Here is a 12,789-nt window from a genome sequence, read left to right on the forward strand (position 1 = left end):
ATGCTGAAAAAATTTCATGAGGCAGCTTTAGATGAAATATATGTACCGGGAAGCAATGAGGAGGTCTTCAACGGTCGCCTGCTGAAGGTGCAGCGCGACCATGTAACGCTGCCAAACGGTAATGATACAACGCGTGAATATATTCGTCATCCGGGTGCAGTGGCAATTGTGCCGGTGCTGTCTGACGGACGCGTGGTGCTGGTAAAGCAGTGCCGTTATCCGCTTGCTACACTGCTGTGGGAGATTCCCGCGGGCAAGCTGGACCATGGTCCGGAGGAGGACACATTGGAATGCGCGAAGCGTGAGCTGAGCGAGGAAACAGGCTATGACGCAGAGCATTGGGAGAAGCTGATCAGCATTGCGACTACGCCTGGATTTTCTGATGAAATTATCCATTTATATAAGGCCTGGGGATTACAAAAGTTTGCTCAGCATACCGATGAGGACGAATTCATCGGCGTGCAGGCCTTTACTCCCGCAGAGCTGCGTCGCATGGTCGCTGACGGCGAGCTGTACGATGCCAAAACCCTGTGCGCTCTTTACGCTGCAAAGGTAATTTGAAAAAGTCAATCACAATAGTTATTTGAGGCTGCTGAGAAGGCGGCCTCTTTTTTCGTGCCTTAGCTTGTCAAGCAGGCGGTAGTTATTTATAATAAAGAGGTGAGTGCCTGGGCAATTTATCAGCGCAGGCAATTGATACATGAAGTTATAGGATATCTGCATATCCTGTTATGACAAAATTTTACGGCAGCGCTTGTACTGCCAGCTTTGATAAGGAGCTGATTGATAATGACAGAAGAAAAAAATACTACTCCGCTTCATGGCAGCAATATTGCCAGAGAGCAGATTCCGGCAGCCTGTAAATGGCAGGTAAGTGATATATATGCCAGTGAAAATGATTGGCAGGCGGCCTGCGAAGAATATAAAAGCAAGCTGCCGCAGCTGCAGGCTATGCAGGGCCAACTGAATACTGCAGCCGCAGTCTGTGCAGCCTTAAAGCTGCAGGAAGAGTTGGCAAAGCTGCTGGATAAGATTTACGCTTACGCACGCTTGCAGCAGGATGCGGATAATACGGACCAGAAGCTGCAGGCGCTCGCAGGCGAGGCCGAAGGTATGGCAGCAGCCTTCAGTAACGCTAACGCTTTTGTAGAGCCGGAAATGCTGGCCTTAGGTAAGGAAAAACTGCTGCAAATGCTGGACGAAGAGCCTGCATTGGCAGAATACCGTTTTTATATTGAAAATATGGTTCGTTTATCAGACCATGTTTTGTCTGCAGATAAAGAGGCTGTTTTTGCACAAAGCCATTTGGCAACAGGTACTGCAGCAGCGGCCTTCCGCGCACTTGTGAGTGCCGATATGCAGTTCCCGGAGATTACCGACGGACAGGGCAACAAGACCAGCGTCAGCGAAGGCTGCTATCTGCTGAATATGACCTCTCCTGACCGTGTACTGCGTAAAAATTCCTTTACCGGCCTGATGAATACCTATCATCAATACCGCAATACGCTGGCAGCAACACTCACAGGCTCTGCACGCACCGGTTATTTTTATGCTACCGTGCATAACTATAAAGATACACTGGAAGCAGCGTTGGCAGAGGATAATATTCCGTCCAGTCTTTACGACGGACTGATTGATACCGTGCATGATAATTTTGCCCCTCTGCATGAATATATCCAATTGAAGAAGGATGTACTTGGCGTAGATGAATTCCATTACTATGATATGTATATGCCTATTTCCAATGCAGGCGACAGCTTTGCCTGCAGCTTCCCAGAGGCCTGCGCCAAGGTTGAGGAGGCACTGGCACCATTAGGCAAGGAATATCTGACGGCACTCCACAAAGGCATGACCGAAGGCTGGATTGACGTTTACGAAAACAAGGGCAAGCGCTCCGGTGCATATTCCTGGGGCGTGTACGGCGTACATCCCTTTGTGCTGCTCAATTATCAGCCGCGCTATAACAGCATTTCTACCATTGCGCATGAAATGGGCCATGCTATGCACAGCTATTTCAGCAGTCAGGCACAAAGCTACGTTAATTCGGAATATACGATTTTCTGCGCTGAGGTTGCGTCCACAACGAACGAAAACCTATTGCTAGAGCATACCTTGAAGCATGCTACGGCGGAGCAGAAAATTTATCTTTTGAACCAGTTTTTGGAGGCAGTACGCACAACGGTTTACAGACAGGTGCAGTTTGCTGAATTCGAAAGATATATTCACGGCGAAATCACCGCAGGCCGTTCCCTGCAGGCCGAAAAGCTGGAGGAATACTGGCTGCAGAGTAACAGGGATTACTATGGCCCGGCGCTGACTGTGGACAAGGAATTGGCAAGCGAATGGTCCCGTATTCCGCACTTCTATACGCCGTTTTATGTGTACAAGTACGCAACAGGCTACAGTGCAGCGACAGCCTTCGCCAGTGCAATTTTAAGCGGCGAAGCGGGAGCGGTGGAAAAATATCTGGGCTTCCTGCATGCGGGCGGCAGCGATTATTCGCTGAACATCCTGAAGAACGCCGGCGTGGATTTGAATACGCCGCAGCCTGTAACGGTAACGCTGCAGAGGTTTGCTGCTAAGCTTAAGGAGCTGAAGGCGCTGTTGGGAAAGTAAATTAAAGTAAGATAAAATATGGTATAATACTCCTAAGGCAGATTGGTTAAAGTTATTCAGCTGCTTTAGGAGTTTTTTGTTTGAGGTGCACAATGAAAAAGCGCAGGACATTGGAAGAAATTTTAGGCAGTAAGATTAATGCTGAATATAGCGAACAGCATGCTTATATCATGGAGCTTGTGGGTAGTGGGCGGATAAAGCCTGTACTTGCGTCGAAGAAAAACGGCAAGAAGCCACCGTTGTATCGGGAATACTGGGAGCTGGAGGAGAAGCGGGATTATTCAGCGTTAAAACAAGAGCTTTTGTTTAACCTGGCTCCGCAAATTAATATAACATATTATCAGAGTAATCTTGAAGCCTATGATAAAGAACGCAGGGATGTTTTGTCGTTGAGCAGTTTCTTACAGAACAGTGCTGCTTTACTTACGAAGCAGGTTTCTTATAACGAGCGTAGCTTCCAAATATGGCAAAAAGAAAAGTTTTTGCTTCAGGGAGCAGGCAAAAAAATTTTGAGTCACTGCGGCCTTGAGCTTGCTGAACTAAACTGCTACAGTACTGCAGAACCCTTTGCTTATTTTACTGCAACACGTGCAGTACCGCAAAAACTGTTGATTATAGAAAATAAAGATACCTTTTTTAGCATGAGAAAGCATCTGCTGGCAGGAAACAGCCAGCTTTTGGGAGAAAATATAAGTACTGTTATTTACGGTGCCGGGAAAAGAGTTGTCAGCTATTTTCAAGAGTTTAACGCCAGCGCTGAACCATATATGCTGGCAGAAGGAAATGAGCTGTTGTACTTTGGCGATTTGGATTACGAAGGCATAGGCATTTATGAAAAGCTTGCTGCCAGTTTTGCAGAGCAGGGAAGCATTAAGCCTTTTATTCCTGCGTATCTGGCGATGCTGCAAAAAAGCAAAGGCTATCACATGCTACCAACTACAAAGGAAGAGCAGAATCGCAATTTGCAGGGCAGTTTTTTTAATTATTTTTCCGCAGAGGTGCAAAAGGAAATGCAAAATATTTTGCGGCAGGATTTGTATATTCCGCAGGAGATTTTGACGTTGCCTGATTTTTGAGGTTTGTTATGCAATATGAATTTTTAAAGGATTTTCCCAGACGCATGAAGTGCGTTGGCTTATATGCTCTGCTTTATGATAATAGCAGTCAGAAGTATATCTGGAAGGAACGGGGCTTTAACACTTTGGACGAGCAACTGAACGTTATTTTTTCTGTTATGCTTTATATTATGGAGCAGTCACTGAAGGAAGAAAGCTGTACTATTGATAATATTACTGTTTTTTTGGACAGTCTTAATGAAAAGTATTACAAAAAGTCCATGAGCTATGCTGAATGCAGTGATTTGGCTAAGTTCATTGTTAATGTAGTACTGTCCAATGAAGGAAGGCCGATGTACTTTGGTGGTTATGATTATGAGCAGCAGGAGATGAAAGAGCTGCACATCAGCTACGTCAACAATCGCATTATTTATGACGAACAGGATGTGCGCCGTACCTCGTATTATCTTACAGATGATGGCTATAATCTGCTTTTGGGGACACTGGAGGTTGAAAGCAACCTGAAGCTGACGATTCAGGAAATGATATTTAAGCTACATCTGGAGAAGCAAAGCTATGATAAGGCGTTGGATGATGTAAAAAATATCTTTAACCTGATGCGTATTCAACTGCAAAAAATTCAGGCTGCTATGCTGAGGATAAGGCGCAATGCTTTGGAGTATAGTGTCAGCGAATATAGTGAGCTGTTATATGATAATCTGCAGACTATCGACCAGTCGAAGAAAAAATTCAAGGGACATCGCGATGTTGTGCAGGCACGTGTAGAGGATTTGGAGAAGCAGAATATCAGCTTAGATAGTTTGCCTCCTGATGATGTTGCCAAGCTACGGAATCTGCGTGAAATAGATAATTATTTAGGTCGTGCAATAGATGAATATCAAAAAATCTTAAATAATCATTTTGACCTTAAGGCCTTATATACAGCAGAGCTGGAAAAGGTTTCGCAAATGTCTCTGGTACAGCGCTTTAATTTACGTGCCGACTTTTATGAGAAGCTTTTAACTAAACCGGAATGCCTGCAGAATTTAGATATATTTCTACATCCGTTATTTAATAAGGAACCTGAAAAGGCTGTTAATCCGAATCTTTTTCTGGAGCTGCAGAGAGTACGGCTGTTGGAAGCTGAGTGGGAAGAAGGTGCAACTGAAAGCTTTGACGCTGAGGCTTGGGAGGCGGAACAAAGAAAGCTGCTGGCGGAAAGACTGGCGCAGTACGAAGCAAGCCTGACTGTTATTCTGAAGTATACCATTAGCAAAGGTCAGTTGCGCCTTTCTGAGCTGATAAAGCAGCTTAGTCAGGATGAGCGCGAGCGCTTAGTTCCCAATATAGCAGTATTTAAAGAGATTATGGTGGAGCTGCTCAAGGTTCAGAAAATTGATATTACTAGCATGCGCATCGAGCGAGCAGAATTTATTCAGGAAGAGACGAAGGATTTTCGCCTGCAAAGTATGCTTTTGGATATTTTGGACAAGCGTGCGCAATGGCAGAAAGTAAAAAAGCTTATAGTACATCGCCTACCGGAGGCTAATCCGGTTTTGTTGAAGCAGCTTGATGAAAATACTGGTGTTTTGAAAAATATCCGTTGTTCTGATGTCATGCTGAAGGCAGTTTGGGAGTGAAAATATGGCTTATCAGATTGAAACAATTAAGCAGTCACAAAAAATATTTTATTACTTATTGGAGCATCACGAGCTACGGGAGGAAAAAGCACCGGAGCTACACAAAGCATATATTGAACAGGATGAAGTGCAGACGTTAGTCAAGTCGCAAGCAGATGCTGCTGATAGCCATGTAGAAACGTATTGTGGCATTATTTATCTTATACCAGGGCAGGAAAATAATTATTTAGGCTATTCCAAAGGACAGCTGAAGAAGGAGCTTTGCCGCAGTAATGCTACCGATAAGGATTATTATTTGGTGCAATTTGTTATCCTGGTTCTGTTGTTGGAGTTTTATGACGGGCAGGGCAGTAGCTCTAAGACGCGTGATTTTATTCTATTGGGAGATTTGCAGAATTCCGTAACAGACAAGCTCAAGGAGGGGGCAGCGCGTTATTCGGAGGATGAGCAGGCGCAGAATGGCATGGCCTTTACTGCTATGCGAGAGGCTTATGAGTCCTTGCGTTCTGATGAAAAAAGAAATCGTCAGAAAACCACTAAAGAAGGTTTTCTGTTCAGCATTTTGCATTTCCTGCAGGAGCAGGGCTTGATAGATTATATTGAGCAGGATGAAATGATTAAGACAACACGCAAACTTGATCATTTTATGGACTGGAATCTGTTGAATAAAAATAATTTTGAGCGGGTGCAGAGAATTTTAGGAGCGGAAGAAAATGAGCAAGATTAATGCTATTAGGCTGGTTAATGTAAATTATAACCATAATTCCATTCATATCAGTGATGAAACACTGCACTTTAATGGCAGAAGCACTTTGATTTCCTTGCAGAATGGTGGTGGTAAGTCCGTATTGGTGCAACTTTTGACGGCACCATTTGTACAAAAGCGTTACCGTAATCTTAATGAGCGTAGTTTTGCCAGCTATTTTACTACATCTAAACCATCTTTTATTATGGTGGAATGGGTATTGGAGGATGACGCCGGTTACTGCCTTACAGGAATGATGGTGCGTAAGAGCCAGAATATTGATAACGAAGAGGAGCTGGAGCTGATAAATTTTATCAGCGAGTATACCGAGCCATGTGAGCAGGATATAAATCACCTGCCTGTTGTCGAGAGTGATAAAAAGGAGCTCAGAATTAAAAGCTTCAATGCTTGTCACAAGATGTTTGATGAGTATAAAAAGGAAAGAATAAACAAGTTTTTTTGCTATGATATGAACAACTCTGCGCAAAGCAGGCAGTACTTTGCTAAGCTTGCAGAATATGGTATAGATTATCGCGAATGGCAGAATATTATTAAGAAAATCAACGAAGAGGAGTCTGGTCTTTCTAAGCTGTTTGCCGAATGCAAGGATGAGAAGGGGCTGGTAGAAAAATGGTTCCTCGATGCTGTAGAAAATAAGCTGAATAAAGGCAACAACAGGATGCAGGAGTTCCGCAATATCCTGGGAAAATATATCACTACTTATAACGAAAACTCTAATAAAATCCAACAGCAGGAAAAGCTTATTGCATTTCAGCAGGAGGCGACACCTATTTTGACATTTGGCAAAGAGTATGAAGCTTCTTCTGCTACTGTCGCTGTTAAGCTGAATAAAATTTATGAGTGCCTGGCTGAGCTTAACCGGTTCGCTGCTAAAAATGAAACGGAAATTGCTGTTTGCAATGCTGAATTGGATGCTTTAGGCAAACAATTGGTGCATTTGCTGCATGAAGAGTTTTCCAGTAAGTTTTATTATGCAGAAGATAAAAAAGAAGCGTTAATCGTACTAAAAGAAGATAATGAACAGCAAAGTAGTCAACTGGAAGAGCAGTCACAATTATGGGAAAGACGGCGGCATATTCTGGATTGTGTGGAAATTCAGGAGCGCTTAAATGAAGATGTGTTGGAATTACAAAGAGTAGAGCAGAGAGTTGCTGTTTCCCGTAAAAAGAATAAGGACCTTGAGCCGGAACGCGAATATATTGGCTATTTGCTGAAAGAATATATTGAGCAGGAGCTGCAAAAGACGCGGGGGCGCTTTCAGCAGGAAGAGAGTGATAAGAAGGCTTGTCTTGATTTACAAAAACAAGCCAAACAAGAACTATCAGAGCTAATCAGCAGGTTGAATGAGCTGCATACTACGCAGGGACGTCTTCAAGGCTTAGTGCAGGCTTATGATAATGTTGAGGAAAGCTATAATAAAAAGTGGCAACCTGGCGCTAGTGCTTTGCAGCGTAATATGCTGGGAGAATATGAGGCCGGTGCGTTAAAGGTTATGGCAGAAAAGCTGGTAGCTGATGAGCAGGAAGCCAGTGATAGGCAGAAACAGCAACAGCAGAATTTAAGTGGCCTGAAAACTGCGTTTAGTGACTTGGAGCGCAGCTTGCAGGATTGCTCAAAAGAAAGGGGCAGTAAAGAGCAACTCTTAGTTGAGCGTACCCAGGTTAAAAAACAGCTTGATGAACAGCTTGCAAAACGAAAAACCTTGCTGCAATATCTTCAGCTTGATGAGATATATCTTTTTGATAAAGAATATATTCAAAAAGAGCTTTCCAAAAAGCTTTCGGAAATGGATGAAGCCAGAACAAAGCTGTTGCATAAATTAGATACAGTAAAGAAAAAGTATCAGGGACTGCAGACTGGCAAAACCGTGGAGCTGTCAGCTGAACTGGTGCAGATGCTGGAGCGTTTGGGCATAAATATTGTATATGGCATGGAATGGCTGAAAAACAATAAAAATAGTGAGGAATTGAACCTGGAGCTGGTAAAACAGCATCCGTTCCTGCCGTATGCTTTGATTATGACCGGCAAAGAAATAGAAGACCTGCAAAGGGCTGAAAAAAATATTTATACTTCACTCCCGGTGCCGATTATTTTACGTGAAAGCTTAACGCAAGCTACACAGACAAAGGTCGATAATGGTGTCCTTAAAAGTGCAGATGTGAATTTCTTTATGCTATTTAACGATAATCTGCTAAACGAAGAAAAACTGCAGCGTCTGCTGGATGAATTGAAGGCAAAGCTGCAGAAGATTGAACAGGAGCTTCAGCAACGAAAGATTGAATATGATTTATACAGTGCGAAATATAGCGAGCTGGTAGAACAGAGCCTTACCAAAGAAAGCTATGAAAGGCTGAAGGATGAGCTGCTTTCTTTGCAGGAGGCAATTGCCAAGCTGCAGAAGCGGGAGGAGCAGTGCCAGGCAGAAAAAGCTGATAATTTACTGACACAGGAAAATATTAGCCAGGATTTAGCGAAAATAGGCCAGATGATAGAGAAGCTGAAACTGCATCAGGAGGCATTGCAGCAGCTGACGGCAAAATATCAACAATATCTGCTTGATAATAGCCAGCTATATGAATGCAGTAATACTTTGGCTAAAGCAGAAAGTGCAAAGAAAGGTCTGGATGATAAGCTTGAAAAATTGCAAAATAAGCTGGAGTGGCAAATAAAATTTCTTGCGGATCTTTCAGGTAATATGAAAGATCTGAATGATGAAATAGCTAAATATGCAGGCTATAAGCAGGTGCCTAAGCCAAAAAAATTTGTTGATGACATTGCGCAGAATACTGAAGCCTTGAAAGCACGGTTAAATAGCATTCAGGAAAAGCTTTCCGGAGAATTAAGAGCACTTGAGGATAATAGAGCAAATCTTGCAAGTAAGGTGCAAAAGGTTGAACAAAAGCTGCGAGATAGAGCAAATCGTTTTGGGCTTGAAAGCAAAGACTGGGTGAATGAACGTTATAGCGAAGCTAAAATGCAGGAGCTGGATGCAAAGCAGAAGCAGCTGACTCAAGATAAGAAAAAGCTTGGAGATGCACGTATAGATATTGAAAAAAGATTAACCCAGGTGCAGGGGGAGCAAAATAATATTCTCAGACAGATGGAAGAAAAATGCCATGCTGTTGAGCCTTTGCCTAAGGATGAAGTTGTTGAGAAAAATTTTGCAGAAGAGAAAAATATGCTTCAGTATAAGCGCACTCTAAAGGAAGAGTTGCAAAAATCCTTGGGAGAACAGGAGCAGAATATTAGGGAGAATATTGTTGGCTTGGCTGAATATAGTGAAGGAGCGACAAATGTAGAGTGGTGTGAAAGCTTTAATTTGGAGGATTTTTCACAAGAAGAGCTGTCAAGTTATACGTTATCGTTGAGAAAAGAATATAAGACTGCCCAAGCGCAGGAAGATGAGGCGAAACGAAAGCTGGAGCAGGCTCTTATCAGGTTGCGTAACGTAGAAGCATTTCAAGAGGATTCTTATAAAAAATGCATAGATATGCTGCAGGAGGTCACGAGCGATGCTCAGATCTTTGTAAAGCAGCTTAATACTGTTTTAGAGTCCTATGTCAGAATATCTGAAAAGCTGCAGGTTGATATTGCTATAGTTAAGCAGGAAAAAGAACAAATCATTACTCAGTTAGAGGATTATCTCAAGGAAGTTCACAAGCAATTGGGATACATTGATCGCAATTCAAGCATTCAAATTCGTGGTCATTATGTAAAAATGCTCAAATTGCAGCTTCCTGACTGGGAGGAAAGCGCTAATATTTATCATCGCAGTATTACAGATTTAGTAGATACAATAGCGGAAAAAGGCTTGGCAAAATTAAGCAAAGGTGAACCTCTCGCTGAATTGCTTGGCAAGCTGTTGACTACCAAAGAACTTTTTGATGCTGTTGTTGGTATTAATAATGTTCATGTGCAGATGTTCAAGGTTGAAGCGCAGAGAGAAATACAGATTTCCTGGCGTGAGGTAGCGCGTAATTCCGGTGGCGAAGGTTTTTTATCAGCATTTGTTATTCTTTCAAGCCTTTTGTATTACATGCGTCGTGATGATGCAGACGTTTATGCAGACCGCAATGAAGGCAAGGTACTAATGATGGATAATCCGTTTGCTCAGACTAATGCTGCGCATCTGCTTACGCCATTAATGGAGATGGCAGCAAAGAATAACACTCAGCTGATATCCTTTACCGGACTTGGTGGAGAGTCGATTTATAATTGTTATGACAACATCTATGTTTTAAACCTGATTTCATCTAAGCTGAGTAATATTTCTTATTTGAAGAGCAAGCATATTGCCGGTAATGATGGTGAGTTCCTGAGTCTGGCGCGTGTTGAGGTGACTGATGAAGGGCAGATGGATAGTCTGTTCTAAAAGGTATTTTGGCAGTAAGTAACCCTCTATAAGAATTTTTAAATAAGGCTATTGACAAAGCTTTAAGAAACGAGTATAATTACTATTGTTCCGAGTGATTGGAACTTATGCCGAAGTGGCGGAATTGGCAGACGCACTTGACTCAAAATCAAGCGGGTTCACGCTCGTGCCGGTTCGAGTCCGGCCTTCGGCACCAGTAAATTTAGGCTCTACAGCTTCGGTTGTAGAGCTTTTTCTGTATTTGTGGTTAAAAATTTGAGGAGCAAAGAAATGCAAGTAGTATTAAGCGCAATTAACAGTAAATATATCCATACCGGTTTAGGTCTGCGCTATGTCGGTGAATATGCTAAAGCGCAGGGGCATGAGGTAACATTAATAGAAGAAACAATCAATACCCCCATTCTGGCGGTGCTGGAAAAAATAATGGCAGTACCGGCACAGGTCTACGGCTTTTCGGTGCATATCTGGAACAAGCCCTTCGTATTCAAGCTTATTCGTATGCTGCGCAAACTGCGTCCGCAAGCAGCAATCCTGATTGGCGGACCGGAGGTAGCGTTTGATGCGGAGAAAATTTTTGCGGAGCTGCCGCAGGCAGACTATATCGTGCAGGGAGAGGGTGAGCTGGTTTTCAGCGAGCTGCTGGAGTATTTGGCTGGCGGTGGCTCTGTCCCTCAGCATATTGCGTATCGCGAAGGGGAGCAGGTGAACTTGAATGGAGGCATTACCGTAATAGATGATATGTCCCTGTTGCCGTTCCCATATCCTGATCTGGAAAAAATGCTGGCAGAGCATAAGATAGTTTATTACGAATGCACGCGTGGCTGCCCGTTTAACTGCGCATACTGTTTGTCCGGTATATCTCGCTCTGTGCGCAAGCGTCCGCTGGAGCTTGTGCTGCACGATTTGGACCGATTTATTGCTGCAGGTGTGCCTTTGGTGAAATTCGTAGACCGTACTTACAATCTGGATGAAAAATACTTTCTGCCGATGATGCGACATCTGGCGCAGGCTGATACAAACGCAACATTTCACTTTGAAATTAAGGCTGATATACTTTCTGAGCGTGTTATGGATTTTTTGGCGACGGTACCTAAGGGACGTTTTCAATTGGAAATCGGCATTCAGAGTACGCATCAGCCAACATTAAAAGCTATCAACAGGCAGGATAACTGGGAAAAGCTGTCTGCTAATGTCAAACGTCTGTTGTCTTTCGGTAATATGCATATCCATGTTGATTTGATTGCCGGTCTGCCGTATGAGGATTTGCCGACCTTTGCCAAATCCTTTGATGATGTTTACGGACTGGGTGCAGATATGCTACAGCTTGGCTTTTTAAAGGTATTGCCAGGCACGCAGATGCGTCGTGAGACTGAGCAGCACGATTTGCGTTATATGGACGAGCCGCCATATGAAATTTTAGCGACTAAGTATATGCCGTATGAGGATATGCTTTATTTGAAGCATTTAGATAATATTCTGGACCAGACGGCCAACAGCGGTGGCTTTAAATATACGCTGAGGGCATTGCTGCGTGCTTCCGGCATGAATGCATTTGCCTTTTACAGACAGCTGACGCAGTGGTGGGTGAAGTCAGGCTTCTATCCGCAGACACATAACGCCAAGGGTGTAGCAACTATCTTAAAGCAGTTTATAGAAGAAAATTATGTAGAGCAGCAAACGGAATTGCTGGAGATTCTGCGTTTTGACGTGTTCTGCGAGATACCTCAGTGGCGTCCGGAGTGGCTGAAGTGGCAGACGGAGGAAATTTTTGAGGCAGTTTCTGCTTTTTGGCGCGATGAGGAAAAGGTGCGCCGATATATTTCTGCATATAAGTTCAGCAGCTGGCGCCAAATTCATAAGCTGTATCCGATTGAATTGTTTAAAGCTGATTGGGAAACCGGTAATGCAGAAGAAATTTTTGTGATGCTGGATAACAGCGGCAAGCAGCAGAAGCTGATTAAGCTGCCGATTGAAGTAAAATAGAATGGTATTAGTACAATAAAAAAGAGCTGACGAGAGAAAAAATTCTTGCGTCAGCTCGATTTTTTTTGGAGAAATTTACGCGGATTTTGCCGTTTTTCGGTAGAAAATCTAACTTTTTTTGAGATTTTTTGAAGAAATTTTAGGTGCTTTAAAGCGTGTATACATGATGCTTCTTTTGAATACTGAACCACGTGTATCACGAAAAAATGTTAAAAAAGTAACAAAAAAGGTGTTGACATAATGCAGGTCACATGGTATTATATATAAGTCGACGCGATACGGCAACAAAACAAAGGCCAAAGTCGCTAGGCACTGAACCTTGAAAACTGAACATAAACCTAGAAAAAAGCGAATGTG

7 protein-coding genes and 1 tRNA gene are annotated in these 12,789 nt (G+C 43.0%); all 8 read left to right on the forward strand.

The window, feature by feature from the left end; genetic code table 11:
* Entirely contained in the window at positions 1–561 is a 561-nt protein-coding gene (locus RDW05_RS09815) for an NUDIX hydrolase (RefSeq protein ID WP_307978889.1), read from the forward strand.
* Between the two features lie 228 nt (positions 562–789).
* On the forward strand, positions 790–2,616 hold the full coding sequence (gene pepF / locus RDW05_RS09820) for an oligoendopeptidase F (RefSeq protein WP_307978891.1): 1,827 nt from the start codon (positions 790–792) through the stop codon (positions 2,614–2,616).
* A gap of 92 nt (positions 2,617–2,708) precedes the next feature.
* Complete coding sequence (locus tag RDW05_RS09825) at positions 2,709–3,692, forward strand: Wadjet anti-phage system protein JetD domain-containing protein (RefSeq protein ID WP_307978892.1); 984 nt, start codon at positions 2,709–2,711, stop codon at positions 3,690–3,692.
* Between the two features lie 8 nt (positions 3,693–3,700).
* Entirely contained in the window at positions 3,701–5,311 is a 1,611-nt protein-coding gene (locus tag RDW05_RS09830; RefSeq protein ID WP_307978893.1) for a hypothetical protein, read from the forward strand.
* Positions 5,312–5,315: 4 nt separating this feature from the next.
* Entirely contained in the window at positions 5,316–6,038 is a 723-nt protein-coding gene (locus RDW05_RS09835; protein ID WP_307978894.1) for a DUF6063 family protein, read from the forward strand.
* Complete coding sequence (locus tag RDW05_RS09840; RefSeq protein ID WP_307978895.1) at positions 6,025–10,449, forward strand: hypothetical protein; 4,425 nt, start codon at positions 6,025–6,027, stop codon at positions 10,447–10,449. Before RDW05_RS09835 ends, RDW05_RS09840 begins: the two co-directional genes overlap by 14 nt.
* Positions 10,450–10,558: 109 nt before the next feature.
* Positions 10,559–10,645, forward strand: a tRNA-Leu gene (locus RDW05_RS09845).
* Positions 10,646–10,719: 74 nt separating this feature from the next.
* Positions 10,720–12,432, forward strand: coding sequence for a DUF4080 domain-containing protein (locus RDW05_RS09850; protein WP_307978896.1), 1,713 nt, complete (start codon positions 10,720–10,722; stop codon positions 12,430–12,432).
* Positions 12,433–12,789: the final 357 nt, after the last annotated feature.

The organism is uncultured Phascolarctobacterium sp., from assembly GCF_902463975.1.
In the GTDB taxonomy this organism is placed as follows: domain Bacteria; phylum Bacillota; class Negativicutes; order Acidaminococcales; family Acidaminococcaceae; genus Phascolarctobacterium_A.

Bases quoted from the DNA above. Each gene is read 5' to 3' on its own strand.
- RDW05_RS09815 (WP_307978889.1), top strand. From the start codon at position 1: ATGCTGAAAAAATTTCATGAGGCAGCTTTAGATGAAATATATGTACCG.
- pepF (WP_307978891.1), top strand. From the start codon at position 790: ATGACAGAAGAAAAAAATACTACTCCGCTTCATGGCAGCAATATTGCC.
- RDW05_RS09825 (WP_307978892.1), top strand. From the start codon at position 2,709: ATGAAAAAGCGCAGGACATTGGAAGAAATTTTAGGCAGTAAGATTAAT.
- RDW05_RS09830 (WP_307978893.1), top strand. From the start codon at position 3,701: ATGCAATATGAATTTTTAAAGGATTTTCCCAGACGCATGAAGTGCGTT.
- RDW05_RS09835 (WP_307978894.1), top strand. From the start codon at position 5,316: ATGGCTTATCAGATTGAAACAATTAAGCAGTCACAAAAAATATTTTAT.
- RDW05_RS09840 (WP_307978895.1), top strand. From the start codon at position 6,025: ATGAGCAAGATTAATGCTATTAGGCTGGTTAATGTAAATTATAACCAT.
- RDW05_RS09850 (WP_307978896.1), top strand. From the start codon at position 10,720: ATGCAAGTAGTATTAAGCGCAATTAACAGTAAATATATCCATACCGGT.